The sequence below is a fragment of the Kangiella sp. TOML190 genome, assembly GCF_023706045.1.
Taxonomy (GTDB): Bacteria; Pseudomonadota; Gammaproteobacteria; order Enterobacterales; family Kangiellaceae; genus Kangiella.
This window is the reverse complement of sequence record NZ_BQYL01000001.1, coordinates 1892079-1917088: the sequence shown is the minus strand read 5'-3', so window position 1 is coordinate 1917088 and position 25010 is coordinate 1892079. Positions and strand designations below refer to the sequence as shown.

Annotated in this window: 30 protein-coding genes and 2 pseudogenes; 12 read left to right on the top strand and 20 right to left on the bottom strand. The window is 42.4% G+C overall.

The features are described from left to right. Positions 1–118: 118 nt before the first annotated feature. On the bottom strand, positions 119–1381 hold the full coding sequence (locus NFS34_RS09170; RefSeq protein ID WP_251359742.1) for a choice-of-anchor H family protein: 1263 nt from the start codon (positions 1379–1381) through the stop codon (positions 119–121). Positions 1382–1571: 190 nt separating this feature from the next. Here NFS34_RS09170 and NFS34_RS09165 point away from each other — a divergent pair, with 190 nt between their 5' ends. Beyond that, the gene (locus NFS34_RS09165) at positions 1572–2315 is read left to right on the top strand and encodes an FAD-binding oxidoreductase (protein WP_251359741.1); all 744 of its coding nucleotides are present in this window, start codon (positions 1572–1574) and stop codon (positions 2313–2315) included. 102 nt (positions 2316–2417) lie between these two features. Continuing rightward, on the top strand, positions 2418–4151 hold the full coding sequence (locus NFS34_RS09160; protein WP_251359740.1) for a Zn-dependent hydrolase: 1734 nt from the start codon (positions 2418–2420) through the stop codon (positions 4149–4151). Between the two features lie 230 nt (positions 4152–4381). Here the strand turns inward: NFS34_RS09160 and NFS34_RS09155 are convergent, their stop codons facing one another. Further along, the gene (locus NFS34_RS09155; protein ID WP_251359739.1) at positions 4382–5353 is read right to left on the bottom strand and encodes a lamin tail domain-containing protein; all 972 of its coding nucleotides are present in this window, start codon (positions 5351–5353) and stop codon (positions 4382–4384) included. Positions 5354–5418: 65 nt separating this feature from the next. Further along, positions 5419–7245, bottom strand: coding sequence for a hypothetical protein (locus tag NFS34_RS09150; RefSeq protein ID WP_251359738.1), 1827 nt, complete (start codon positions 7243–7245; stop codon positions 5419–5421). A 106-nt stretch (positions 7246–7351) separates the two neighbouring features. On the opposite strand from NFS34_RS09150, the gene tusD reads away from it, so the two are divergent. The 5 genes from tusD (at position 7352) to NFS34_RS09125 (ending at position 9478) form a co-directional block, all read left to right on the top strand. Then, the gene (gene tusD / locus NFS34_RS09145) at positions 7352–7744 is read left to right on the top strand and encodes a sulfurtransferase complex subunit TusD (RefSeq protein WP_251359737.1); all 393 of its coding nucleotides are present in this window, start codon (positions 7352–7354) and stop codon (positions 7742–7744) included. A 7-nt stretch (positions 7745–7751) separates the two neighbouring features. After that, positions 7752–8108 carry a sulfurtransferase complex subunit TusC gene (gene tusC, locus NFS34_RS09140; protein ID WP_251359736.1) on the top strand — a complete coding sequence of 119 codons (357 nt, stop codon included), beginning with the start codon at positions 7752–7754 and terminating at the stop codon, positions 8106–8108. Positions 8109–8110: 2 nt separating this feature from the next. Next, on the top strand, positions 8111–8377 hold the full coding sequence (gene tusB, locus NFS34_RS09135; protein WP_251359735.1) for a sulfurtransferase complex subunit TusB: 267 nt from the start codon (positions 8111–8113) through the stop codon (positions 8375–8377). Beyond that, the gene (locus NFS34_RS09130) at positions 8374–8697 is read left to right on the top strand and encodes a TusE/DsrC/DsvC family sulfur relay protein (protein WP_251359734.1); all 324 of its coding nucleotides are present in this window, start codon (positions 8374–8376) and stop codon (positions 8695–8697) included. The genes tusB and NFS34_RS09130 overlap by 4 nt, the downstream gene beginning before the upstream one ends. Before the next feature lie 142 nt (positions 8698–8839). After that, positions 8840–9478 (top strand): phospholipid-binding protein MlaC, encoded by a 639-nt coding sequence (locus tag NFS34_RS09125; protein ID WP_251359733.1) that lies wholly within the window; start codon positions 8840–8842, stop codon positions 9476–9478. 62 nt (positions 9479–9540) lie between these two features. Here the strand turns inward: NFS34_RS09125 and NFS34_RS09120 are convergent, their stop codons facing one another. The 4 genes and pseudogenes from NFS34_RS09120 to NFS34_RS09105 form a co-directional block, all read right to left on the bottom strand. Continuing rightward, positions 9541–10014: a peroxiredoxin gene (locus NFS34_RS09120; RefSeq protein ID WP_251359732.1), complete on the bottom strand. Its 474-nt coding sequence runs from the start codon at positions 10012–10014 to the stop codon at positions 9541–9543. Positions 10015–10076: 62 nt separating this feature from the next. Further along, on the bottom strand, positions 10077–10598 hold the full coding sequence (locus tag NFS34_RS09115) for a lipocalin family protein (RefSeq protein ID WP_251359731.1): 522 nt from the start codon (positions 10596–10598) through the stop codon (positions 10077–10079). Between the two features lie 70 nt (positions 10599–10668). Beyond that, a pseudogene (locus NFS34_RS11670) lies at positions 10669–10987 on the bottom strand (antibiotic biosynthesis monooxygenase family protein). A gap of 4 nt (positions 10988–10991) precedes the next feature. Beyond that, the gene (locus NFS34_RS09105; protein ID WP_251359729.1) at positions 10992–11174 is read right to left on the bottom strand and encodes a PspC domain-containing protein; all 183 of its coding nucleotides are present in this window, start codon (positions 11172–11174) and stop codon (positions 10992–10994) included. Between the two features lie 111 nt (positions 11175–11285). Between NFS34_RS09105 and aqpZ the strand changes: the two genes are divergently transcribed. Then, positions 11286–12017 carry an aquaporin Z gene (gene aqpZ / locus NFS34_RS09100; protein ID WP_251359728.1) on the top strand — a complete coding sequence of 244 codons (732 nt, stop codon included), beginning with the start codon at positions 11286–11288 and terminating at the stop codon, positions 12015–12017. A 215-nt stretch (positions 12018–12232) separates the two neighbouring features. Next, complete coding sequence (locus tag NFS34_RS09095; RefSeq protein WP_251359727.1) at positions 12233–14005, top strand: DEAD/DEAH box helicase; 1773 nt, start codon at positions 12233–12235, stop codon at positions 14003–14005. Between the two features lie 183 nt (positions 14006–14188). On the opposite strand, the gene NFS34_RS09090 is transcribed toward NFS34_RS09095, so the two are convergent. The 8 genes and pseudogenes from NFS34_RS09090 to NFS34_RS11665 form a co-directional block, all read right to left on the bottom strand. Continuing rightward, positions 14189–14542, bottom strand: a complete 354-nt coding sequence (locus tag NFS34_RS09090; RefSeq protein ID WP_251359726.1) for a hypothetical protein — start codon at positions 14540–14542, stop codon at positions 14189–14191. A gap of 10 nt (positions 14543–14552) precedes the next feature. Beyond that, on the bottom strand, positions 14553–14891 hold the full coding sequence (locus NFS34_RS09085; RefSeq protein WP_251359725.1) for a hypothetical protein: 339 nt from the start codon (positions 14889–14891) through the stop codon (positions 14553–14555). A gap of 51 nt (positions 14892–14942) precedes the next feature. Further along, complete coding sequence (locus tag NFS34_RS09080; RefSeq protein ID WP_251359724.1) at positions 14943–15275, bottom strand: hypothetical protein; 333 nt, start codon at positions 15273–15275, stop codon at positions 14943–14945. Between the two features lie 30 nt (positions 15276–15305). Continuing rightward, the gene (locus NFS34_RS09075) at positions 15306–16007 is read right to left on the bottom strand and encodes a transposase (protein WP_251359723.1); all 702 of its coding nucleotides are present in this window, start codon (positions 16005–16007) and stop codon (positions 15306–15308) included. Between the two features lie 119 nt (positions 16008–16126). Continuing rightward, a complete protein-coding gene (locus tag NFS34_RS09070) occupies positions 16127–16399 on the bottom strand; it encodes a hypothetical protein (RefSeq protein WP_251359722.1) in 273 nt (90 codons plus the stop codon). After that, positions 16380–16856, bottom strand: coding sequence for a hypothetical protein (locus NFS34_RS09065; RefSeq protein ID WP_251359721.1), 477 nt, complete (start codon positions 16854–16856; stop codon positions 16380–16382). Before NFS34_RS09065 ends, NFS34_RS09070 begins: the two co-directional genes overlap by 20 nt. Positions 16857–16866: 10 nt before the next feature. After that, positions 16867–18015, bottom strand: coding sequence for a hypothetical protein (locus NFS34_RS09060; protein WP_251359720.1), 1149 nt, complete (start codon positions 18013–18015; stop codon positions 16867–16869). A gap of 21 nt (positions 18016–18036) precedes the next feature. Further along, positions 18037–18117 (bottom strand): annotated as a pseudogene (locus tag NFS34_RS11665) (hypothetical protein); the annotation flags it as partial. A gap of 432 nt (positions 18118–18549) precedes the next feature. Between NFS34_RS11665 and NFS34_RS09055 the strand changes: the two are divergent. The 3 genes from NFS34_RS09055 to NFS34_RS09045 all read left to right on the top strand — a co-directional run bounded on the left by NFS34_RS09055 (position 18550) and on the right by NFS34_RS09045 (position 19627). Next, positions 18550–18816, top strand: a complete 267-nt coding sequence (locus NFS34_RS09055) for a DUF1778 domain-containing protein (RefSeq protein WP_251359719.1) — start codon at positions 18550–18552, stop codon at positions 18814–18816. Next, complete coding sequence (locus tag NFS34_RS09050) at positions 18804–19307, top strand: GNAT family N-acetyltransferase (protein WP_251359718.1); 504 nt, start codon at positions 18804–18806, stop codon at positions 19305–19307. Before NFS34_RS09055 ends, NFS34_RS09050 begins: the two co-directional genes overlap by 13 nt. 71 nt (positions 19308–19378) lie before the next feature. Continuing rightward, the gene (locus NFS34_RS09045) at positions 19379–19627 is read left to right on the top strand and encodes a hypothetical protein (protein ID WP_251359717.1); all 249 of its coding nucleotides are present in this window, start codon (positions 19379–19381) and stop codon (positions 19625–19627) included. Between the two features lie 6 nt (positions 19628–19633). Here NFS34_RS09045 and NFS34_RS09040 read toward each other — a convergent pair whose 3' ends face one another. The 5 genes from NFS34_RS09040 to NFS34_RS09020 all read right to left on the bottom strand — a co-directional run bounded on the left by NFS34_RS09040 (position 19634) and on the right by NFS34_RS09020 (position 25001). Continuing rightward, positions 19634–20566, bottom strand: a complete 933-nt coding sequence (locus NFS34_RS09040; protein ID WP_251359716.1) for a tyrosine-type recombinase/integrase — start codon at positions 20564–20566, stop codon at positions 19634–19636. Then, positions 20553–21308, bottom strand: a complete 756-nt coding sequence (locus tag NFS34_RS09035) for a hypothetical protein (RefSeq protein ID WP_251359715.1) — start codon at positions 21306–21308, stop codon at positions 20553–20555. Before NFS34_RS09035 ends, NFS34_RS09040 begins: the two co-directional genes overlap by 14 nt. A gap of 11 nt (positions 21309–21319) precedes the next feature. Further along, the gene (istB, locus tag NFS34_RS09030) at positions 21320–22069 is read right to left on the bottom strand and encodes an IS21-like element helper ATPase IstB (protein ID WP_251359714.1); all 750 of its coding nucleotides are present in this window, start codon (positions 22067–22069) and stop codon (positions 21320–21322) included. Then, on the bottom strand, positions 22066–23613 hold the full coding sequence (gene istA, locus NFS34_RS09025) for an IS21 family transposase (RefSeq protein WP_251359713.1): 1548 nt from the start codon (positions 23611–23613) through the stop codon (positions 22066–22068). The genes istB and istA overlap by 4 nt, the downstream gene beginning before the upstream one ends. A gap of 914 nt (positions 23614–24527) precedes the next feature. Next, on the bottom strand, positions 24528–25001 hold the full coding sequence (locus NFS34_RS09020; RefSeq protein WP_251359712.1) for a hypothetical protein: 474 nt from the start codon (positions 24999–25001) through the stop codon (positions 24528–24530). Positions 25002–25010: the final 9 nt, after the last annotated feature.

The following is a 25010-nucleotide window of genomic DNA, read 5'->3' as shown; positions in this document are numbered from 1 at the left end:
AAGGGATTAACAACTGTGTCATATTTCACATAGCTGATGTTACAAAATGTGTCAATAAATCAAAAAAGCCCACACACAGCAGGCTTTAGGTTAAAACTGTAAAGTAGTTAGGATGGGATTAAGTTTTACGTCTCAACCAACCAAAAGCGCCGAGTAACAAGACTCCGAGCAAGCCCCAGCTACCGCCACCTGAGCCTGAGCTGCTAGTGCTAACGCCGCCACCAGAGCCCGAACCGGAACCACCAGAGCCCGAACCGCCAGAAGCCGTATCTTTACCTGCATCTTCTAGCGGCACATCAACTAAAGGGCCAAAGTCATTCGATGCTTCTGCCAGTAGCTCATTGGTCGCAGGGTCAACTATTTCGATTTTAAAATCATAATAGTTTGTGGCGTAACCTGCCTGCCAAGTGGCTTCAAAAGCAATGGTGTCGTCAGTGCTGGTGCCGTTAATGGTATAAACCTCTGACTCGGTTTCATATTGCCAATCGCCAGCAGCCGATTTTTGGTAAAGTTTCGCCACCACATCGCGCGAGGTTAATGTGGTATCAGCATCAAAGCTGATTTTAAAATCACGGTAATAACCGTCGTTGTCATCGTCAGTAAATATCTCAGTTTTCACGGTGCTGATAGAAACATCCGTTTCTGGAGTAAAGTATTCATAACTCGTATCTTCAATTGGCAAGTTGCCCAAATCTGGATCTTCTATGGCATCAGTGGAATCGACGATTCCAGAATAACCATGCTCGAATAAATCGATCGCCACTTCATAATATCCCGAGGGAAAACCATCATTAAAAGTGGTGGTCACATGGTAATCGTCATCATTATCGGCACCATATATTTCAAAGACTTCAGTTGTGTAGTAGTGAGTCCACTGGCTGCTACCCTCTTCACGAATAAACAGCTCGGCATAAACGTCATAGTAATCGTTGTAACTGGCGTCGACATCAAAATCCACTCGGATCTCGCTATAATAACCATCGGAATCTTCATCGGTTTTTAGCAAAACCGCCGAATCGTAAATATACAAATGGCCAGCTTTGGTCGATTTTTCGCTGTTACGTTGTTTAGATGGTACTAGCTTGCCATTGACCATAAGCCCTTTGCTGAGCTGTTGCGCTTTGAACTGACCAACCAGATCCTCGCCCGACTGCTGGTTTTTATATTCCGCTTGGCGCGATTGGCTGCTATCTTCAAGCTTAGTCGCAGTGCTGTTTTGCTTGCCCTCTTGACCAGCTTTGTTCGAGGTGATCAACTTTTGGCCTATACGAACCTTGTTAGGCTCTTGTACTTGCGTTTCAGAAGCATCAACCGCCACTGGTGTGCTCAGTGCCAGCGCACTTATGACCGCAACTGATAAAAGACGCTTTTGAAATTTCATAGGTTTCTCCTTAGATCTGTCAGTAAAGGCTCAAGCCGTTTCGACAAATTCAATACATATTCATTGAGCTTAGTAGGCATGAGTACAGTAAAGCAAAATCTATCTGAACCGATCCTGAACCTAATGAATTTTTTCAAACAGCCGCTTATAATGCTTGCTGTTGTCCTTTAAAAGAGCGGCTAATTAGCAAATGCCATTACCCAGTTATCAAATCGTTTTAGCCTCTAACGAGCTCATCAGCCCGAATGTTCGCAAGCTCACATTTGAATTTTCTAAGCCACAAAGCTTTAGTTACCGCCCAGGCCAGTTTGTCTCTTTTAGCTTGCCCTATGGCGAAAAGCCGCTAAAACGCAGCTATTCCATTGCCAATCTTGAGACTCCTGATGAGCAAGGCTTGGTCACCACCGACTATCTGGAAATTGTGATTTCGCATGTGGCAAATGGTCGTGCCACTAAAATTTTCTTCGAGGCAAAAGCTGGTGATAGTTTTGAAATCTCAGGCCCCGTGGGTTTATTAGTGTTAGGCGCGGAACTACCCAAGCGAATCTTTTTAATCGGCACAGGAACCGGCATGGCGCCCTATCGCGCGATGTTAAACCAACTGCCCAAGCTAACAGAGCAGCAGTTTCATATTTTATTTGGTGCGCAAAAACAGCAAGATATGTTTTACTTGGATGACTTTTGGCAAGCTCATCAAGCAAAAAACATTCAGTTTCACCCCTGCTTAAGTCGTCAAATTGATAATTTCAGTTTTGATTGTTATCAAGGCTATGTGCAACAGCAACTTGTCGAGCTCAAGCCAGATCCTGAAACCGATCTGGTGTATTTGTGTGGCAATCCCAATATGGTCGATGAGGTCTTTGCAATGCTTAAAGATAAGGGCTTTGGAGTAAAACAAGTGAAGCGCGAAAAATACGTTTTTAGTAAATTTTAGCGGTAAACCTTGCCCACAATTTTGTATGAAAACTCTGCACAAAAACTGGCTATTTGCTATAGTCTGTGCATTATTTTAGCAACCTAACCTTTAGGAAATACTATGAACAAGAGTCTTTCTATTGTATCTCTATCCATTGCTCTAGCTTTAACTGCTTGTAGCAATGATGATTCGAAAAAAGCATCACAAGAAGTTAAAGAAACGCCATCAGCAACGCCTAATCAAGAGCTGCTCGATGCTAGTGAGCTGATTGCAGAGCGCAAAAAACAACAGGAGGCAGAAAAAGCAGCTGAATATAGTCGCTTTGATATTTACGCACCTTTCACCCTAACCAGCGATTTAAGCCACCTATCGGATAACCAGAAACAAATGATTGGCTTGTTAATTGATGCCGGCAAAATAATGGATGGTTTATTTTGGAAAGTTGCCTATGGCGATAAAGATACATTACTTAATTCCATTGACGATCCCAAAGCTCGCCAATTCGCGGTTATCAACTATGGTCCTTGGGATCGACTAGACGGCAATAAACCTTTTATCGATGGCGTTGTGGCTAAAAGTGCGGGTGCTCAATACTATCCAGCCGATATGAGCAAAGAAGAATTCGAAGCTTGGCAGCAAGCAGGAAAAGATGGTCTTTATTCAATAGTTAAACGTAATGAGCAAGGTGAACTCTATTTGGAAGCCTACTCCGAAGCATTTAAAGCCGAGTTAACCGAAGCTAGCCATCTATTGCAAGAAGCGGCAAAACTTGCGGACGATCCTGACTTCAAAAAATACCTAGAGTTACGCGCCGAAGCGCTAGTAACGGATAATTATCAGCCTTCGGACATGGCTTGGATGGATATGAAAAATAATCCTATTGAAGTGGTGATTGGCCCTATTGAAACCTATGAAGATCAGTTATTTGGTTATCGCGCTGCTTTCTCAACCTACGTCTTAATTAAGGACTTAGAGTGGAGTGAAAAATTGGCTAAATTTGCATCTTTTTTACCCGAGCTACAAAAAGGCTTGCCGGTTGCTGAAGAATACAAACAGGAAATGCCTGGTACTGACAGCGATCTCAACGCATACGATGTGGTTTTCTATGCCGGTGACAGCAACGCAGGTTCAAAGACCATCGCCATTAACTTACCCAATGACGAAGAAGTACAATTAGCCAAAGGTACCCGTCGCCTGCAGCTCAAAAACGCTATGCGTGCCAAATTCGATAAAATTTTGGTACCCATTGCTGAGCAATTAATCGCTCCCGAGCAACGCAAGCACATTACTTTTGATGCCTTTTTTGGTAACACCATGTTCCATGAAGTTGCTCACGGCCTAGGGATCAAAAATACCATTGATGGCAAAGGCACGGTACGAGCTGCATTAAAAGAAACCGCTTCAGCTTTAGAAGAAGGCAAAGCTGATATTTTAGGGCTTTACATGATCAGCGAGCTGTTTAAAAAAGGTGAAATAGCAGAAGGCGAAGTGATGGATAATTACGTGACTTTCCTCGCCGGCATTTTCCGCTCAGTACGCTTCGGCGCTAGCAGCGCTCACGGCAAAGCCAATATGGTACGCTTTAACTTCTTTAAAGAGATCGGGGCTTTTAATCACGACCCAGAAACGGGCTACTATAGTGTTAATTTTGAACAAATGACCAAAGCCATGAACGCCCTTTCCGAAAAGATATTGACCCTACAAGGTAATGGCGACTACCAAGGCGTAAAAACCCTGCTCGATACCCAAGGCGTTATTAGCCCGCAACTGGCCGCCGACTTACAACTACTCGAAGAAAAGCAAATTCCAGTAGACGTTACCTTCAAACAGGGTAAAGAAGTTTTAGGACTTTAAGATGGAATTAATATTCAATCTCAACAAGTTCATAGTGAAGGTTTATTGACTGTGTAATAAGCACCGATAATTCCTTTATATTGAGCTAAACAAAGCCAAAGGAATAGCAAATCTGGACGATTTGGATAAAGAACAACAGCACAAGGAAGCACTGTTGTTCATGATGCATTAAGTGACTTTGGCTTTACGAAGGCAGTCGTAAGCCTAAATATATCGGAAACTTCTTTTGGTTAATAATCCGCAGGATCGCTGGAATAAAGCACCGGAATGGTAACTACAAGACTTGTGCCGGCGGCTATATCAATCTGCATATTGAGGGTTTGACCCGCTGGTGGGTTAGGTGCTGGCAAACTGCAACCACTAGCCGGCAAGCAAGCAACAGCACCGTTAAAACTAACACCGTTCGGCAGTTGATCCGTAAACGTAGCGCCATTAACATCATCCGGACCATCGTTCGTAACCGTGATGCTGTAGTTAGTAGTAGCTCCTGGCGTATAAGAATTACTGGCGATGTTTTCAGTTTTCACCACGCTGATATCAGCACTAAAATTATTGCTCTGCGCAGGGCTAGCGGTTAAAACTGGATCCCTATCGACCGACAATAGATAACCTGGGCAAAAACCGCTGTTTGGATTAGTGGCATCTGCAGTTTGCTCCCAACAAGCACTGGTGTTGGAATCGACACCATTCGGTACCAAACTAACGCTACGGCCTCTAGCGCTAGGAGTTAGATCCGCGTTAAAACTTGCATCCCAACTAACACCCGCTGGCGGTGGGTCAACCGCCGCCGCACCTGTGCCATAGGCCATATAATCAACGCCAACACCGGTGTTGTCATATAAAGTGACATTATCGCCACCGTTTCGTAGCTTGGGAGTAATCCCCAACGCCACTTCAAATTGAGCGCCAGAAGGCGCAGCAATAGCACCAATCCAGATCACCGCATACTGATTCGGATCTAAAACGGTTCCAGCAGGAAAAGTATAGTTAAAAGGCGTAACGCCGCCAAGCTCTTCATCGGTTAAGCGCCAATTCGAAATATCAACACTAACACTACCGTTATTATAAAGCTCAACAAATTCATTGTTATTCACACCACCAATTGACTGACGAAATAACACTTCATTAATCACTACAGCGGCTCCCGCGGGCAATGAAACAACCGTCCCGATGATCGCTGCAATGATAGTTTTATTTAACATCATAGATCTCTAGTATCACGACTAGATTAGCTTACCGAGTTAATATAAGAAGTGCAAAAAGCCATTTAAGGGGTTGCCGAGTAAGAGACCGGCAGTGTGATGACTAAAGACTTGCCCGAGGGTATATCCACCGTCAAGTTAATGTTCCCACTTCCAGCCTGAGTTGTTCCGGCTGCGCTACCAGTAATACAAGATGCGCTATTATCACCAGGCGGTAGTGCCGGATCACAGCTCCAGTTTCCATTACTCGAAACATTGGCTGGCAGATTATCAACAATATTAGCGCCAATCAGATTATGCGGACCGTTGTTAGTAATGGTAATGGTGTAACTAGTATTGCTACCGGGGATATAGTTCGTATTAGGATCGATTTTACTCACCTCAATATCTGACAAGCAGGCCACCGGTACTAAGGTAAGATCATCATCATTGGTCAAGCTATCCATATCGGAATCCGCACCATCATCAGCAGCAGGATCATCGCTTAATTCAACAATATTATTAAGGTTATCAATGTCACCCGTCTGTATGCTGTTATCAATTGGATCCATCCGCAATTCAGCTTGATTAGCGATATTGGTTAAAGAACAAACCGCAGCATTATCAGCGACTCGAGCTTGATAGCTTAAAGTAACGGTTCCAGAAGCAGCGACCGAGCCATTCCAGGTAACAGTTTGTCCGCTAGCACTGATAGTTCCGCTAGAAGCGGTTAAGCTTGACGGCTCAGGAACCAAATTAGCATCGAGGACATCAACAAACTCATCGCTGGGATTATTCGCTTGTACAAAATCATCCTGTAAATTAGTGATGGTAATGTTAAAGGTTACCAACTCACCAGGGCCAACCTGATTATCAGCATCAGCATCAGTAAAGGTTTTAGTCGCGGTTAAAAACTCCAAAGCGCCAACCGCACCACTGTCAAAGGCGAACCAAGATACATATTCAGGTATTCCGGTTCTTTCCGTATCCCTTACTTGATCTTCATCCACATGCACATTAAAGCTCGAAGTGCCTATTTCTGCATTACATAAACGGACCCAAGCGCCATTACCACCAGACATAGTATTGTGTTTGGCAAGAAGGTTTGGATTAGTGGAAAAAGAGGCTCCATAACTTAAGTTCTGGCATTCATCCGAGTGTCTATCCACATCCAAACCGCCGGTTCGTCCTGCAGCATAAACTTGCGAATTGTTAGTTCCGCTACCTCGTTCGATAGCCACCCAGCCTATCGTTTCCAAAGCATGTACCGCAGCAACCTCAGCTCCTTCTAAAGTCAATCTAAAGGCAGCGGTAGACGGCGGAACACTTTTACTGTTAGACGGACTCCAAACCGTACTGGAAATCCACCGAGAGTCATTGAAACTATTAACCGTATGTAACACAGCTGGAGCGACGGAGTAATTATGTGAGTAGTTAATATTGGCGATATTATTTTGCGTATTCCAACCTGAGCGAACAATACTGGTATCGTGTAAATAGGCTTCGATTTTTGTGCCATCAGGAAATACCCAAGTACCTTTTTCCACCACTAGCCAAGAAACGGTTTCTGCCGACCAAGAAGATGGACAAGTAATGGCAGGAGTTTGCGGAGCTGGTGCCGGAGCTGGATCGGCATCATTACTCTCGCACGGACTTTGCATTCCGATCTGAAAACTATTACCGGCAGCATTTCGCACCCGAACACTGAGCGAGTTGTCATTGTTATGGCTTATAGGGCCAGCAATAACCACAGGATTAATATAGGTTTTTTGAGTAGTCACCGTTACCCAAGAACCGTTATCAATAGTGTCGGTTAAGGTTGCTTGGCCGGTTTCAAAAAAAGCTCCAGCTTGAATGCTTTGAGCGAAAGTCAGAGAAAGAAGCGCTATTAAGCTATAAAAACAATACTTCACAAAAGTCCACTTGAGTCAGCTATAAAAGATAAAGACTAACAATAATTATTATTATCCTATAAAATAACATACAACTAGTTGTAATTTGTAGATTTTTGTAAAATTTATGGCCATTTTTTCATTGTTAGTTACTGCTAACCCTTATAGCCAGCAAGGCCAATACAGCGCCTTGGCATTCGCACGCAGTCTATTGCAACTGGGGCATAATCTTAAGCGAGTGTTTTTTTATTCTGACGGCGTCTTGGTGGCGAGCAGACTAAACTGCCCGCCTTCCGATGAAATCAACCTGACCAAAGCTTGGGCGACTCTGGCCATCGAACAAGATGTTGAGCTAACCGTTTGCGTTACCGCAGCCCTTGTCAGAGGTATCGTGAACCAAGCAGAAGCTGAGCGAAATGCTTTAACCGGCGACAACCTTGATCCAGCTTTTGAATTATCCGGTCTAGGCCAGTTAAGCGAAGCCTTGCTCGAATCCGATCGCCTTATCACCTTCGGATAAAGCAGTCATGAAATCAGTTTGTTTTCTTTTCAATAAAGCCCCCATTGGTAATCATCGTGGTCGCGAACTGCTGGATATTTGTTTGATGGCTTCTGCCTTTGACCTACCCATAACCGCGGTCTTTCAAGATGCAGGGGTATTGCAACTTGTCGCTGCGCAAAGCCCCGAAATGCTTGGCATAAAAAATCATATTGCGACTTTTAAAGCGCTAGAGCTTTACGGTATTGAGCAAGTACTAGTGGATACCCTCAGCGTTCGCGATTATCAGATTCAAACAAATGATCTTATCGAAAGCGCGGCGTTAACTCCGCCTGAAACCATAAAACAAGTTATTAAAAACGCCGATTTTGTGATGATGCTTTAAGTATGAAAAGTTTATATTTACTCAATAACCCAGATAATTTCCAAGCCTGTCTGCCGCAACTGCAAGCGCACGATGGCCTACTGCTAATCGAGAACGCCGTGATTCTCGCAACAAAAATCACCGAGCTACCCTGTAAAGCCATGGTGCTATCACCCGATCTTGAGGCGAGAGCGCTAACCGGCAAAGTGCAACCTAATTGGCAACCCATCGACTATGCAGACTTTGTTAACAAAACCCTCAACTATGATAAGTGCGTATCTTGGTTATGAGCCTATTAAGCGAGTTAGAACGAGACAAAGAAGGCTATTTACTGGATTCAAGCCTATGGAGTCTAGAAGTTGCCAAAGCCATTGCCGATGATGAAGATTTAGACTTAAGCTCGGATCATTGGACGGTGATCGAATATGTTCGAAAATTCTACGAAGAGTTTAACACCAGCCCCTCGATCCGGCCTTTGATAAAGTATTTGCAGCAAGAATGGTCCAAAGAAAAAGGAAACAGCATCTATCTAGCCTTATTATTTCCAGAAGGCCCAGCAAAGCAAGCTACCAAAATTGCTGGCCTACCCAAACCGGCAAGATGCATTTAACTGTCAAACTGCGCACCCGTTGGCACTGTTAGTTACGAACTGTTACAAATTCCAGTTAAGTTAATATTCAGTTTTGTTGTTAGATAATTCTGCCAAAGGTACAATTCTACTGTGGACAGTTTATTTATCCTAAGGAAACATTATGACAAACCCGTTATCTAAAATTCTAATATTAATAATTACGCTAGGGCTATCTGCACCATCATTTTCGGCAGATCCCAAAGAGCGTTTAGAGCTAGTAACGAATCAAATTAGCCAAGAAATCCTTGCCAATAAGGATAAAATCAAGGCCGATTCTGAATATGCGAAAAGTCTTATCGAACAGTATTTATTACCTGAAGTAGATACTGACTATATGACCAAAAGAATTTTAGGAAAAACTTACTGGACTGAAGCAACCGAAACCCAGCGCAAAACCTTTACCAACGAATTTATTGGCTTGTTACTAAACAGTTATGCAAAAGGACTTGGCAGCTACAGCGGACAAAAAGTAACCTACGATAAAACCGCCTACTCCACATCAGGCAAAACCGCCAATGTTCGCTCAACCATTGAGACTGACGATCAACCTATTTTGATTGATTATCGTTTGAAAGTGCAATCGGATGATTCTTGGCTAATTACCGATGTAATTATCGAAGGCGTCAGCATGGCAAAAAGCTATGCTAGCCAATACCGCGATCAGATTAAACAAGTTGGCTTAGAGGCCACCTTGGAAAAATTGGCCGAAGAAAATGCTCGCGCAGCTGAAGCTACTAAAATTACCGATACCGAAGCCTAATTTCTATTCGTTAACTAATATTCGCTAGCTAATAAGCGCCCTGCTAGCGAATACATTTTCACTTACAATAAGCTCAGTATATTTTCCGCTGAACTTTTCTCAAAACCGCTCTCGTCAACTTCCAACGCTTCGACCTTGCCATCATCAACGATCATGGCGAACCGTTTAGAGCGAACGCCCATACCCCAGCCAGTGCCATCCATTTCGAGGCCAAGCGCTTCAGCAAAATCCGCATTGCCATCGGCTAGCATTAAAAGCTCTTCAGCGTTCGATGCTTTGCCCCAAGCATCCACCACAAATATATCATTGACCGACATACAAGCGATGGTGTCCACGCCTTTGGCTTTAATCGCATCCGCCTGCACCACAAAACCTGGCAAATGTGCTGCGGAACAGGTTGGAGTAAAAGCGCCCGGAACGGCAAACAGCACCACTTTTTTTCCTGAGAAAATATCTTGAGTGTGAATATCCTCAGGACCTTTTTCTGCCATAAATTTCAACGTAACATTCGGTATTTCTTCACCAATTTGAATCATTTGCTTTCTCCAATAATAACGGTATTTAACCCTTCAAAAGGACTATAAAGTGAGCTTAACTATCAATGCTCTATCCATTTCAATTTTTGCGTGGCAAAGCCTTCTTTTTTAGCTTTCGCTACTAGCTTAGCCACAATCGCCTGATCTAAGTTAGGCGTTCGCGCCAAAATCCATAAATAATCCCTAGCCGGACCGGCTACCAATGCATACTGATAGCCCTCATTATCCAGACTGATTACATTATAACCGCCATAAAAAGGGCCAAAGAAACTGACTTTTAAAGCCGCAACATTCGGCTCTCCGACAAAATAGGCTTTGCCTTCGGCCTCTTCCCATTGCTGAGTTTTGCTATTAAAACCACGATTGATAACTCTAACGCCGCCGTCTTTTTTGAGGCTGTAGTTAGCGGTAACTTTATTTAAGTTTTGCTCAAATCGATTAGGCAAGCGAGCCACCTCGTACCAAGTGCCTAAATAACGTTCAAGTACAAAGTTTTGCTCCACAGCAATATCGGTAGGTTTAACGCTACAAGAAACTAAAAAAATCACACTAATGAAAACACTAGTAAGTAATAGGTATCGCATAAGATTTCCCTAAAAGTAAAACTCGGTTAGCCGCTAGTTGTAACTAAACTTTTGTGAAATTAGCGTTAACCTATTGGTTGTGGCCATAGCTTTTTTCCACTCGCGCGATCCGAACTCTATAGTCGGCATACCACTTTTCTTTGCCGTACCTTTGCGCTACCAAATGCTTTAGATCCGCCTTCCAAGCTTTAATAGAAGCTAAGTCTTGCCAAATAAGACACGGTGATCCCAAGCTGCTCACGAACCGATTCAACCCCTAAAAACCCCTGCTGCCGCGAGGCCAGTTCCAACATTTGTTCCGACATGGCTTGATAGCCTGCAATATCATCACTCAGCAAAGAACTAAAAATCACCGCATAATAAGGCGGCTCTGGAGTTTGCGCAATCAAAAGGCTAGTCTTCAGGAATCACTAACCATAGCACCAAATACAACCAAAAGCCCACGGTTGCGGTCAACACCGATGCTACCAAATAAATAATCCGCATTAAGCTTGGATCCACCTCAAAGCGTTTGGCCAAACCACCACAAACACCAGCAATCATCTTGTTAGTTTTAGAACGTTTTAAACCCGACATGAGTATTTCCTAGAGTAATTCCTACAATTTTTTACATTTAGCGCTATAAAAAGCTGGTAACTTGATATAGTTATATGCACATACTTGATTATAAAAACATGGGGGTTCTCAATGCAAAAAAATATGCAAAACAAATTATTGGCTGAATTTTTTGGTACCTTTTGGCTGGTTTTAGGCGGTTGCGGTAGTGCCGTATTGGCCGCGGGTTTTCCAGAAATTGGTATCGGATTACTCGGCGTGTCGCTCGCTTTCGGTTTAACCGTATTGACCATGGCCTATGCCATTGGTCATATTTCCGGTTGCCATTTAAACCCCGCCGTTTCAGTTGGCTTATGGCTAGGAGGCCGGTTCGAGGCGAAAGAACTCGGCCCTTACATTGCCGCGCAAGTAGCAGGCGGTATCGCTGCTGGTGGTATTTTGTATCTGATCGCTTCGGGCAACACCGAATTTATCCTCAGCGAAGGTTTCGCCGCCAATGGTTATGGCGAACACTCTCCTGGCAGTTTTACGCTAACGGCAGCATTGATTTGTGAAGTGGTAATGACCGCCTTTTTCCTAATAGTTATTCTTGGTGCCACCGATAAACGGGCGCCAGCAGGCTTTGCGCCGATTGCCATTGGTTTATGTTTAACCCTGATCCATCTAATTAGTATCCCCGTAACCAATACTTCGGTAAATCCTGCCCGTAGTACTGGTGTAGCCTTATACGTTGGCGACTGGGCCATCAGTCAGTTATGGCTATTCTGGCTGGCACCGATCCTTGGTGGAGCGCTGGGGGCCATGATCTATAAGTTGATTGGCGCAGAACCAGCCGCAGAGGAAGCACAAGCAGCGGCTGAATAGGCATACAGCGACAGCAAACCACAAACTCCTATAGCAATTGCTTAGGAGTTTGTCGTTTTAGGCTTATTTCGCATTAACAGTTAAATACTTAGGTTTTAACTGCTCTGACGTGTATAATGCGCCTTCCAAAGCAGCTGGTCTTATTAATTGTCGTGATTGTGTGTTGACCGATTGCTAAATTTATAGGGATAAGATCCCTAACGGTGAACTACAATATGACTACCCCAGATCAAGTATCTTTTGATGACTTAGGCCTTGCCGCGCCTATTTTAAAAGCGATTCAAGACATCGGCTACGAGCAAGCCTCGCCTATTCAACAAGCCAGTATTCCAGTATTGATGACTGGCAAAGACATTATCGGCCAAGCACAAACCGGAACCGGTAAAACTGCAGCCTTCGCCCTGCCCCTATTGTCGAAAATCGACCTTAATTCAAAAAACACCCAAGTGTTGGTCTTAGCACCTACTCGCGAGCTGGCCATTCAGGTCGCCGAAGCCTGCCAAAGCTATGCCAAACACCTTAAAGGTTTTAACGTCTTGCCGATTTATGGTGGCCAAAGCTATGACATACAGCTGCGCCAACTCAAACGTGGCGCACAGCTAGTGGTTGGCACGCCTGGCCGCGTCATGGATCATATTCGCCGTAAAACCCTGAAACTCGACAATCTAACGACCTTAGTATTGGATGAAGCCGATGAAATGTTGCGCATGGGTTTTATTGATGATGTCGAATGGGTATTAGAACATACGCCTCAAGATCGCCAAATAGCGCTATTTTCGGCGACCATGCCAAAAGAAATTAAAAAAGTAGCTCAGAAACATTTGGATAACCCTGAACACATTAAGATCGAATCCAAAACCTCAACCGCCACTACCATTCATCAACGCTACTGGCCAGTTAGTGGATTGCATAAACTGGACGCGTTAACGCGAATTTTGGAAAGCGAAACTTACGATGGGGTAATCATTTTTGTGCGCACCAAAATGGCGACCATCGAAATTGCCGATAAACTCAATGCTCGCGGTTTTAACGCCGAAGCCCTGAATGGTGATATCCAACAATCGGCACGGGAACGCATCGTAAGCAAGCTGAAGAAAGGTAGTATTGATATTCTGCTCGCCACTGACGTTGCTGCGCGCGGCTTAGACGTGGATCGTATTAGCCATGTGATTAACTACGACATTCCTTACGACACCGAATCTTATGTTCATCGGATTGGCAGAACTGGTCGCGCAGGTCGCTCAGGCCATGCAATTTTATTCGTGGCTCATCGCGAAAGACGAATGCTAAATGCCATCGAGCGCGCCACCAAACAGCCGATCGAAAAGATGGAAATGCCAACCATCAACTATATCAATGAGCAAAGGGTTAATCGCTTTAAAAACCAAATCAGCGACACCATTGCCAATGGCGATTTGGAATTTTATTTACAGTTAATAAAAAGTTACCAAGAGCAAAACGAGCATGATCCGCAACTTTTAGCAGCGGCGCTTGCGAAAATGGTGCAAGGCGAAGAAGAACTGTTATTAAAAGAAAACCAAAAGAAAAAGCAGAAATCGCGCGAATGGGATAAAGACGATTATGACGACAAACCCAAACGCCGTATCAAAGATAAGGTCTTTTCCGCCAAAGCCTTACCGCTAAAAGAGCACCCCGAAATAAAAATGGAACGCTACCGAATTGAAGCGGGCCATAACCACAAAGTCAAAGTTGGCAATATCGTCGGCGCTATTGCCAACGAAGCGGATATCGAAAGCCAATATATTGGCCAAATCGAGTTATACGAAGAGTTTTCGACCGTCGATTTGCCAGCCGATATGCCGGATGAAATTTTGAATATCCTAAAAAGTGCCCGCGTCGCTGGCCGCGCCATGAGTTTGACTAAAATTAGTGATATGGATAAAGAAGCCAAGCCCAGCAAATCTGGCGCAAAGAAACCCAAAGGCAAGAAATCCAATACTCATAAACGCAAAGCTAAAAAACAATAGATCTATTTAATACAATAGTCTAAAAAATCTATCGCTAGTATTGCTAGGTCAACGGTGAACCGGCAAGCCCTAACAACCAACATAAAAGTTGTTGGGGTTTTGCTTTACCCAAGTCTGCCTCTTGGCTACGAGCTGCGCTTGCTTTTTCCTTAAGTCCCTTTCTTTAATTGTTTATTTGTTTCGCTATTCCAAGATATCTAAGTACGAGACTTCACAAGCCCCGTTTCTATTTGGCAGGGTTGTATCAGTATTTATATTAACTTTTCTATCTGTAGTAAATGCCGCATAAGCTGCACTTATTAGGTGGGTGTGCTTACTATCAATCATAACTCGTTTAGTATTAGTACACGCTGATCCTGCTGGCCAACTAAGTGGAGTAGTAAAATGAAGCTCAATGGTATTATCATATGTTGTACCTGCATAATCACCGACAGCACGAATAAACTTAATCTGCATGTTCATATTAATTTGGTTGTCCGCAAAAATAGTACTAGGATTTACCATTAACAATATCATTATTAGAATTTTGATTTTCATATTTCCCTCTCTAATCCTTCATAAATGCCCAGTTAAAATTTGTAGCCCACGTCCAAGAAGGTATTGATTGGCAAGACTCAATATTTGGATTAAAAGTTATTGACACTTCTCGACTCTGCGACTTCGCCGCTAATAAAACGCTATACATTGCCTTACATGCCTCAGGCTCTACATTATTATTTTTTAAGTTTAAATTACAAAGATAAACACCCTTTAATCCACCAGGCCCTTGAACAAACACAGTTCCGGATCTACCTACCGCCAATTGGTTTAACTCCCCTGTACACCAAGTATCTCCAATGGACCATGAAGAAGCTAATAACAAAATTACAAATATAATAGCTTTCATAAAAATATTTTTTCCTTCTGTTAGTTTTAAAAACTCTTTGTTTGAACAATATTAATTTAATATTATGGTATCAACTTCACATCTTGGCATTGAGGATCCTCCCCAGATACGTTCTTCATAAACCTGAAAAGAAACGTTCTTACCTGAAGTGTAAGCTGTCAAAGCAAAAGATGTTAAAGTTTTAAAGCCTGGGGATTCAGCATCTAAATAAACACCAGTCGGGCACTCATCCAGATTTGTGGAAAACTCAATTAAAACATCACCATTTCCATAGTCATCGTAAGCATATATTTTAGTAATTGTACCAGTACTTGTATTTTTGGTAGCTAACACTGTGGTCGACACGATTAAGAGGCTTAAGCCTAGTATTATTTTTAATGGCACTCTTTTGTTCCTCGCTTTAAAAGTTTAATTTTAAGGGGACAGATCTATTTTTCTAGGCCTGCCCCGACCACGATTTTTTATTCTTCGCCCTATTTTTGCTTCGATTTCTCGCGCAAACCTTTCCGTTCCAGAAAGCTGATTTCTTTGTATTGTATTATGAAACAGCTTTACCTGCTCTTTCGAGCAACCCACTTCAACGAACTCTTTATAGCGCTGCTGACACTCAGCTAATGAGTTACCCAACTTTAAAAAGCACCTATCCCGATCTAAAAAATCAGAATCCGCCAAGCCAACCCGAAAACGATAACTTGACCAGCGGTAATCTTGCGCCTGCACCACCATTTTCGCAGCCACAGGGTTTAAATCAACATACCGGCAACAGCCTAACAAATACCGATTACGTTGTATTGGACTAGCTTTGAAGCGCCCCTCCCATAAACTCCCTGTTCGCTTTTCCAGCTTATTCACATAAGCAGACTGCCTCCCTGCCAAGCGTTTCATCAATTCAGAAACAACCGAAGGATCATCTTCGGGTTCGACAACCAAATGAACATGATTGGTCATCAAACAATAGGCATACACCTTTACGCCGAGCTTAGTTTTCCACTCGTTCAAATTCTCTAAATAAAACTTATAATCTTCATCAGCCGCAAATACCGTGCTCCGATTATGACCTCTCTGCACAATATGATGCGGACAGTTCGGCACCAACAACCGCGCTTTCCTTGGCATAGCTTCCTCCTTACAAGAAAGCCTAACCTGATAAGCACCTAAAGCCGATAGCTAATATCTTGAACTCACTACCGATATAACTGAACCTAAAAAATAGATCTGTCCCCTTTTCTATTTATTCATAAAATAGATCTGTCCCCTTTTATTTTTTTCGACGGCGCATAGCTAAATCGAGTGGTATGGCCGCCTTTAGTCACCTGCGTCAGCTTATCGAAGGTGCTGTATTGCATCTGCCGAGACTGTTGCGCGCCAGAGCTGTCGCTCACCATATTGCCGTTGTAGTCGTAGCAATAGGATTTATTGCCTACGCTGGAAGCTAATTCGTGAGTGTCCCAGAATTTTTTTGTGTCTTTATTTTCTTTTTGCCAATTTTCATTTTGGGGATAGTTCACCAGTTACTCCAATTCTTATTAACTCATAGCCAGTTAAAAAAAGGCCAAATAAAAGTATAAGCCTACAAATAATAGAAAGCATAAACTCGTAACCAGTTGACATTGAAAATCTGTCAAGAAGCACATCCAAGTCAAATTTCCCCCACACAAGATACAGCAAAGAAAAACTAATAGCTAAAAGCATAATGCCCAAGCCAAATCGACTAAATCCATCATTTTGACTCCAATAAAAAGAAAGCCATAATAAAAAGATAAGCAAGGTAGCTACGTTTACTCTAAAAAACTGAAAATCTTTAGTATAAAAACACACAGCTATAGAAAGCATCAGATTGTATATGCCAATAGCAATAATAGCTTTCCACAAATGATCTTCACCCAATAAATTGATAATAGCAAAACCGACTATCGCTACAATATAAATTGAATGGGTAAGAATGAAGCTTTTATATTTACTCATAGTTTATATCTTATTTGATAATAGTAGTATTTTGAATTAACAATGGGGGGTTGGCTACTGGCTGTTTTATAACATACCCTGATTGAGCCGCCGATTCTAATATATTAGCACCTACCTTATTAGCATTATATGCGCCATCCAAACTATGAATCTCCCCTATGACATCTACAGTTAAGTTTTGAACATTACGACTAGTTATCATTTTATAACCACCATAAACTATGGTTTTTGTCCCTGCGATAGTTGCTCCTACTCTAGTGGGAATTCCAGAAACCCCCTCAGATATATTAAACAGTTTCCGTTCATCATAACTTCTTAGATCAAATTCATATCCTGCGGCATTTAAAACTTTTTCCAATCCTCCGAAAGTCGCCCCATTCGCTGCTCCAGAAACAATAATAGCACCATCACGCCCAATTTGTTTTACACCATCTTTTGCAGCTTCTTTCAATCTTGGCGCTGCCGCATTTACCCGCTCAGCAACCCGACTCTCAGTACCATTCCAGAAATTTTTCATTGCCTCAGTAAACTCAGTTCCTAAATAATTAAACAAGAAGCCCATAGCAGCGCTATTCGCACCATTAGCAAACTTGCCACCACTTATAACAGAACCAGTCCCGCCGACAATAGCAGTCACTGCAAAGGCTCCCATATGGTCGTCAGGTGTGAAAGGCGCAACCGACTTGCCTAAACCTGCGCTCATAAAACCATGACCAAACTTACCACCTTGCAATTCTGACTGTACGCCGCCAACCATAGCATGCGCCAAAGTCATTTGGGCATAAATCCCTCCGTTTACCTTAACCGCAGCTCCGCTGGCATCGACACCAACTTTCCAAGATCCTCCATACCCATTATCTTGTGCCCAGCGGCCATATTCACCTATCTTATAGGTTAGCGCCCCTGAAAAAGCACCTATAGCAGCCCCTTTAAGTATATTCCCTCCTGTGGCTGCTGCGCCAGCAGCTCCTGCAGCTGCCCCCGCTCCTATAGCGCCCCAAACAGAAGCTGTGCAAGGAGGACAATAGATTGACAGAATTGTTCCGACAATCATACCCACAAAAGGCCTAACTTCATTCCAGAGTTTCTTCAGTCCTTTGGCCAACTTCTTAAAGAAATACCCTGTCGGATCTGTATAAGACAACGGATTATTCTTCACATAACTGTATCGATTCAAACTCTGCGAGTCACTCGGTGCTTGAATGTGTGGGTCAGCTTGGATAAACCTACCTAGCGTTGGATCGTAAACCCGACCATTCATATGAACATGCGGGCAAAGTTTTAAACTATTTGAACTTAGGAGATGATAATTTTTAAAGAGCTATTTTTACTAGCAACCATACGGCTACATGTAGCGCTATTATAAAACCAAAAAAGAACAAAGTTATTAACTTTTTGTGCAATTTTTTAAGCTTGCCTTTTACTGTTATTTTTAACTCAAACTCCACTTACTGCACCACTTTTCTACCCATAATTGATATTTCTCGAAGCTTACCGTTTTCTTATAATCAGCGTCTGAAAACCCCCGACTCTAAATCGGGAGTTTTTAATATCCTCCACAATATGCCTTTAAGCAATTGATTTACATACAGATAAGCACTCTTTGGTTGATTTTATGATCAAACCTTGCGTATAGCTATTAAATACACTAAAATGTATATCAAATAGATACACATTATTTGAGGTGTTAATTATGGCTAAAACAGCGCCTATCAATATGCGGGTTGAGCCCACACAACATAGCTTGCTGACTAAAGCAGCAGAAATACTGAATAAAGATAGAACCTCTTTTATCTTGGATGTGGCTTGTCGTGAGGCTGAAAAAGTTTTAATTGAGCAACGGTTATTCCACTTGGATGAGGAAGAATTTACGGCTTTTGAAAAAGCCCTAGATGCCCCTATCCCACACAATAAAAAGTTAAAGCAATTACTGAGTGAGCCATCGCCTTGGGAGGCTTAAATCCTCCCGAGCTACTTACAAAAGCTCATAAAGTTGCTGATTTCGATTGTGGCCAAGAATTATTAAATGAATGGCTCAATAAGCGAAGTTTAAAAAATCAAAAAAGTGGCGCTAGTCGCACCTTTGTCGTATGTGAAAAAGATTCTCAGAAAATTGCTGGTTACTTTTCATTAGCCACAGGAGCCATTGAGCGCACTGGCGCTCCTAGTTCATTATCTAGAAATATGCCCGATCCTATTCCGATTATGGTTTTAGGACAGTTAGCCATTGATAAAGAGTTTCAAGGTTCTGGGATCGGTCGTGGCTTGTTAAAAGAAGCTTTGCTTAGAACACTGCGCGCATCCAAGCATGTCGGCTTTCGTGCGGTTTTCGTTCACGCATTGACTGAGGATGTAAAACGCTTTTATCTAAATTTTGGCTTTCAGGAATATCCTAAAGATCCAATGACGTTGTATATCACTCTGCCGAGTATTGAAGCTCACTTAAAATAATTAATTTACACCGTTCTGATTTTTTCATTTTTTCCATATAGTAATTAAGAATAAACAAAGGGATCTACACAATGATGATATTTCAATTTACAGAATTATTTTTAGCCTCTATCGCTTGGGGCTTTTTTGGCTCAATCATTTGCGCCTATCTAAGAATTCAAACGAGTTGGGCAATTGCTACTGGCAGCATGTTACTTGCATGGTTTTGCTTAACCATCTGGCAACTTTGTCCGCCACAAGATGCTTTGTCTTTCCTCTTTGGCATAAAAGGCAGTTTCTTATTTGTGGGTAAGCTTGGCTTAGAAAAACAAGAAGCTTAACAACTCTTAAAGTGCTGACGGATGCGTTTCGTCATAAACGGCACGTAGTTTATTGAGTGCAACTTTGGTGTAAATCTGAGTGGTCGAAATATCGGCATGTCCTAGAAATTCTTGGATGTGCCGAATATCAGCACCATTTTCGTGCATGGTAGTTGCGGCGCTGTGGCGAAACAAGTTACAAGCTCCAGGTTTAGTAATGCCCGCTCGCTTGGCGTATTCAGACACTAAGGAACTGAGCTGTCGCTCAGTGAAAGGCTTATGGGCATTATTTAAGAACAAACTTTTGCCAGATTCTAAGCGACAGTGCTGAGCGCGATACTGCACTATATACAACTCAATAATATCGCAAGCTCGCCTTGATATGGGGACTCGTCTATCTTTACCGCCTTTGCCGTTATTGACCGTCAGCAGTCGCTTATCAAAGTCAATGTCGCTGAGTTCCAACCGTGCCAATTCCATTCGCCGTATGCCTGTGGCGTAAAAGGTTTCAAAGATCGCTCTATCTCGCAATCCGCGACTGCCACGGTATTCCGTTAACTTAAAGATGGCAGTAACTTCCGTTACTGATAAATAGCCTTTAGGTAATCGTCTAGGAACTTTAGGCAGTTGAACCCCTGAGGCGATATCGTCTTGTATCAACTCTTCTTGATACAAGTACGCCAAGAAGACTTTTAAAGCCGTCATACGGTTCCGCTTGGTGCTCACATCAATCGGTAAATCAGTACCTTTCTTACGGTAATCATTAAGCGATAACCGATAGGCTTTGGTCACTTTTAAAGTCAACTGGTCAATTTGAGTAATTCCACAAGAAAATGACCACTGCATGAAGAGTTTCAAATTGGTTCTTTTGGCCGCTACCGTCCGCTCGGTTTGCCCAAGGGATAAGCAGTCGGCCAAATAATCCTCGACCAAAACCAATAGTGAATTAGGCCCTGGCAACAGGCAGCACCTCAAACGGAATATCCAGCTCGAACAAAGCCTCGCTCAACAGCTCAAACCAACTAGGATGAGACAACCTATCTTCGCCATGTAAAAAGACCTTATCAAAGCCTAATGATGCAAATAAGCTGTTAATACGAGAACGGCTCAGTGACTCCATAACAAGTGCTAAAGCGTTTGTATAACCCAAGGCATAGCTCTGGCAGGCTTGCAATGGCGTTGCCCTTATCAGGACTTCTTTAGCCCGACAAAGCGGCTCAGGATGACTTAAACCATAAGAGGCACTATTCCATAGCAAAAGCTGCGCTTCGCTATCCAGCAAGCCTGAGCCTAACCAATAGCCCCAAGCACCCACTAAGTTGCCATCAATATCGTAAAGCGGATAAATATAAGCATAACGAAACCGCTCATGCCCTGACGCCTTTAACCAACCGCAACGCTGTAATACGCCACGAATGGCTAAATCATCATCAGGAATAAAACGATTAAGGCTTCGATTGGCATATCCCATTTCAAAAGCCTTAATAGCCTCCAAGGAGTTAATCCCTAATGGCCTCAAAGCATCTTGAAATTTGAGATTGGTTTGCAGGGTGAGCTGAAAATAATTGAGCAGCGCTTCCACCAGATATTCATCATCAACATCCAAGTAATAATGACTCGAAGGAATATCGGCACTGTAAGTTTTAACAAGCTGCTGAGCCTGCTCCTGGCTCCAACCTAACTGTTGTATTGGGTAATTCATTATAATACTCCTTAATCGTCTAATGGCTCGTCTTTACGCAGTTTACGCAAAGATTCGCCCTCTAATGTAATGCGGTGTGCGCGATGAACAATTCGATCGACAATCGCATCGGCAATGGTTGGTTCACCCAAATACTCATGCCACTTTTCAATGGGTAATTGACTGGTGATAATTAGCGAGCCCACTCCAGTTTTATCTTCCACCACTTCCAATAAATCTTGACGCCCTTGTGGCTCAATTGGGGCTACACCCCAATCGTCTAAGATAAGCACATGAAACTTTGAGATTCGGGTTCGCAGCCGTGATAAGGTGCCTTCTAATCGAGCGGACTCCATCATTTCCAATAGCCTTGGCAATCGCTGATAAAACACGCGGTAATCTTTACGCAGTGCTTCAATACCAAGCGCCGAAGCTAGATAACTTTTACCAAGTCCTGTAGCACCAATAAAAACAATATTTTGCTTACGCTTCACCCAATCGCATAAAGTCAAAGGCTGCATAACCGAGCGCTGTAAATTACGCTCAGTGTTATACAAAATATTTTCCACACAAGCCGTGGTCATTTTGATTTTAGAAACTCGCAAGTTACGCTCAAAGCGCTTCTGATACTGATAGCTGATTTGTGCTGACAAATAGAGCCCAAAGCGCTCATCAAAACTTAATCGGCTAATATCGGGGTTATCTTGATCTAACTGGTAATACTCGGCCATAGCGGGCAAGCGCAGTTGGATTAAATCATCGTGATTTTGTTGGAAACTCATGCTAAACCTCCTTTAGCGTAGTAAGCGGGATCGCGCGTATTGTCGTGCAAAGGAATGCACAGTTGCTCAGGAATTTTATCCAGCAAGCGGTAGCGTTTATGACGGATGATATTTTTCAGATTATCGAGCCCCGTCATGCCTTCATGTACCGCGTATTGGCACGCCCACTCAAACTCACTTTGCGGCTTCATGTCCTTGTAAAAGCCTTTGAGGCGATTGCAATATTCACGGGCAACATAAGAATACTCAGGCAGGTTTTCATACTTCAATTCCACCAGCTTGACGCAATACTGACCGATACCATCAGCCCATGCTAAATAATCATCTTTGGTTTGCTGCGCATACTGACGGTGATTCGGTGGCATATGGTTTAAATCCGTTGTATGCAAGCCTTTCTTAAAGCTACGCTTGTGGCTGGCAATACGGCGGTTCTTAAAGTAGAACTCTACTCGCCGCTCAAAGACTTTCGTAACCACTTTTTCTTGAATATAGGCACAAGGTACTGAGTAGTAATGACGCTCAACAGGTAAGTGATAATCTTTAGGCACCAAACGAGGCGCTAATAACGAGCCCAGTTCAAAGGATGTTCTTGGCAAAGGCTTAAGCAATAGCTTCTCGTTTTCTTCAAAGGCCGATAAGCGACAACCTGGCAGTTCCTTAAAGGGCATGCGATTAAGAAAATCAATCCGCTCTCGGATCGCAGCATTAAGCTCATCCAAAGAAAAGAAGTAACGGTGGCGAAGCGCAGCTAGTACCCAGTTATAGATCTGGCGTACCGCTCGCTCGACAATGGCTTTATCTTTGGGACGATAAACTCTAGCGGGAATAACGCAATAACCATAGTGAGCCGCTAGCTCGGCATTGACAGGGTTGAGTACCCATTCTTTGCCTGGTGTTTTGACCGAGGATTTAAGATTATCGGTGACTTCGACTTCCAACACGCCCCCAAGATAATCGTAGAGTTCTTTATGCACCAACACCCAATCTTGGATATTTTGCGTATGAGCGGCATACGCAAATATCAGTTTAGAGCAGCCCAAAACCGCTACAAAGATTTCACAGGCAACATCCTTACCCGTAGTGACATCTTTGTAATAAGCTTTACGTCCAGCATGATCCACATACACGCATTCGCCAGGTGGATGACTCAATCGCATCGTAGGACTTAGCACCTTAGTATAACTGCGATAAAGGTTATTAAACTGGGATTGTGAATAAGCTGTCTTTGGATCGATTTCCACATACTCCATATATAGAAGCGCAAGAGTTACGCCTTTAATGCCCATCTGTTTATGGATATAAATTAAATCGGGTTGGCGTTTACCTTGGGTAGTGCCTCGATATTGTTGAAAAATACCAAGCAAGCTATCGTCTTCGAGTTCTAATAATTCAGCTAAGCTCAGTCCTGAGCGATTAGCTATTCGTGAATATTTAAAGACGGTGTTTTTAGAGTATCCTTCGGATAGCGCAATTTGTCGCTTCGACAGACCGCTTTTATGGGTTTTGATCAAGAGCTTCCTAATTTGATCAGCATTAAGAGCCATAGAGCCTCCTATTTTCGTTAGGCAAAAAGTGTCCTGAGTCACATTTTGCGACTTAATTAAAGGGTAATTGTTGATTTACTGGATAAAGAAGAGGAAGCTAAAGACATCAAGGCGACCAACCATTGATATCTGAAGAACCTCACTTAAGCATTATCGCAGTGAGGTTTTTTCGTTTAGGAAACTGAGTAAAAAATTCCGCATTGAAAAAGCTCCTTAAAACAAAGGGATACTTAATCAATACTCTTTTTTATTGAGGCTGTAAAGACGCAAAACTTGTCCACAAAAATGCTCAAAATTCCCAAATAGTGGACAAGCATTTCAAGTTAACAGAAAAAATTTTCTACGAAGGTAAAGAATATATTACTCTATATAAAACAATGAGTTATATCGCAACCACTTCTATATAAGAAGGCCGTTGTTTTAAGTAATTGATGTTGCTGAATTTATTTTTGATGACGCCAATTTTTCCGTAAACAATTTATTCAACTCTTTTCTTTTTTTACGAACTTTTCAAACACGTTACTCTGTATTTTTGATTGCAAATTTTTAAGGCTTTTTTGCAGCAGTTTTAAAAATGTTTATGAAAATTTTTGACCCAGTTTGTGAACCAATCGATCTGGTCATAGCAAATAGTTCTAGGGTGCAATTGTTAAGTCAAAGGGATATAGCAAATTAGCGCGCCATGTCAGAGAAAATAATTGATGCGGTTCATTTCCATTAGCCTATACACTTGTATGGAACAATCCGATTTGACCAGCCCAACAATCGAAACTGCCCCAGTGGGCTGATTAGCCCTAACCCAACCGCTTAACTTTTGACCCAACCAACTATAAATCGAACCCATAAAAAAACAGCTAACCTTTCGGTTAACTGTTTAAACTTTTCAATCGAACTTAACTCTATTGATTGAATGACTATTTTATCTTTTTAATCACTGAATAGTTGTTGTTATCTCGAACTAAAATTTTCACAACAGAGTCCTCATCTAAATAAACTTCAAGCGAATAATCCCTAGGCTTATCTAAATCGTCATCTTCACCATCAATATAATTAGGACTATAGTATGAAAAAGGAACTTTTATTAAAGTAAGATAAGACTTATCAGCTTGCATAGAACGAAGGATTTTAGTTTCTTGAATACTAGGTGATAAGATTCCTTTTAATAAAGAGGCATCTAAATCAATAATTTTATTATTAGATAGGCAAATATTAATAGCGTTTAATCTATCATAATTTACATTATACTGAATCCCTACTTTAAAATTGCTAGTTTCATAAACTACTCTTGTTACATCTACAAAAGTATCGGGAGTCCCTGTAGGCACTATCACACTAGTTAAGGCAACTAAGCTCATCAAAAAGTTTATCGATATTTTCTTTAAATGCATAATATACAC

Coding starts and splice junctions, on each gene's coding strand:
- NFS34_RS09170 (WP_251359742.1), bottom strand. CDS start 1,381: ATGAAATTTCAAAAGCGTCTTTTATCAGTTGCGGTCATAAGTGCGCTG.
- NFS34_RS09165 (WP_251359741.1), top strand. CDS start 1,572: ATGCCATTACCCAGTTATCAAATCGTTTTAGCCTCTAACGAGCTCATC.
- NFS34_RS09160 (WP_251359740.1), top strand. CDS start 2,418: ATGAACAAGAGTCTTTCTATTGTATCTCTATCCATTGCTCTAGCTTTA.
- NFS34_RS09155 (WP_251359739.1), bottom strand. CDS start 5,353: ATGTTAAATAAAACTATCATTGCAGCGATCATCGGGACGGTTGTTTCA.
- tusD (WP_251359737.1), top strand. CDS start 7,352: ATGGCCATTTTTTCATTGTTAGTTACTGCTAACCCTTATAGCCAGCAA.
- tusC (WP_251359736.1), top strand. CDS start 7,752: ATGAAATCAGTTTGTTTTCTTTTCAATAAAGCCCCCATTGGTAATCAT.
- tusB (WP_251359735.1), top strand. CDS start 8,111: ATGAAAAGTTTATATTTACTCAATAACCCAGATAATTTCCAAGCCTGT.
- NFS34_RS09130 (WP_251359734.1), top strand. CDS start 8,374: ATGAGCCTATTAAGCGAGTTAGAACGAGACAAAGAAGGCTATTTACTG.
- NFS34_RS09125 (WP_251359733.1), top strand. CDS start 8,840: ATGACAAACCCGTTATCTAAAATTCTAATATTAATAATTACGCTAGGG.
- NFS34_RS09120 (WP_251359732.1), bottom strand. CDS start 10,014: ATGATTCAAATTGGTGAAGAAATACCGAATGTTACGTTGAAATTTATG.
- NFS34_RS09115 (WP_251359731.1), bottom strand. CDS start 10,598: ATGCGATACCTATTACTTACTAGTGTTTTCATTAGTGTGATTTTTTTA.
- NFS34_RS09105 (WP_251359729.1), bottom strand. CDS start 11,174: ATGTCGGGTTTAAAACGTTCTAAAACTAACAAGATGATTGCTGGTGTT.
- aqpZ (WP_251359728.1), top strand. CDS start 11,286: ATGCAAAAAAATATGCAAAACAAATTATTGGCTGAATTTTTTGGTACC.
- NFS34_RS09095 (WP_251359727.1), top strand. CDS start 12,233: ATGACTACCCCAGATCAAGTATCTTTTGATGACTTAGGCCTTGCCGCG.
- NFS34_RS09090 (WP_251359726.1), bottom strand. CDS start 14,542: ATGAAAATCAAAATTCTAATAATGATATTGTTAATGGTAAATCCTAGT.
- NFS34_RS09085 (WP_251359725.1), bottom strand. CDS start 14,891: ATGAAAGCTATTATATTTGTAATTTTGTTATTAGCTTCTTCATGGTCC.
- NFS34_RS09075 (WP_251359723.1), bottom strand. CDS start 16,007: ATGCCAAGGAAAGCGCGGTTGTTGGTGCCGAACTGTCCGCATCATATT.
- NFS34_RS09065 (WP_251359721.1), bottom strand. CDS start 16,856: ATGAGTAAATATAAAAGCTTCATTCTTACCCATTCAATTTATATTGTA.
- NFS34_RS09055 (WP_251359719.1), top strand. CDS start 18,550: ATGGCTAAAACAGCGCCTATCAATATGCGGGTTGAGCCCACACAACAT.
- NFS34_RS09045 (WP_251359717.1), top strand. CDS start 19,379: ATGATGATATTTCAATTTACAGAATTATTTTTAGCCTCTATCGCTTGG.
- NFS34_RS09035 (WP_251359715.1), bottom strand. CDS start 21,308: ATGAATTACCCAATACAACAGTTAGGTTGGAGCCAGGAGCAGGCTCAG.
- istB (WP_251359714.1), bottom strand. CDS start 22,069: ATGAGTTTCCAACAAAATCACGATGATTTAATCCAACTGCGCTTGCCC.
- istA (WP_251359713.1), bottom strand. CDS start 23,613: ATGGCTCTTAATGCTGATCAAATTAGGAAGCTCTTGATCAAAACCCAT.
- NFS34_RS09020 (WP_251359712.1), bottom strand. CDS start 25,001: ATGCATTTAAAGAAAATATCGATAAACTTTTTGATGAGCTTAGTTGCC.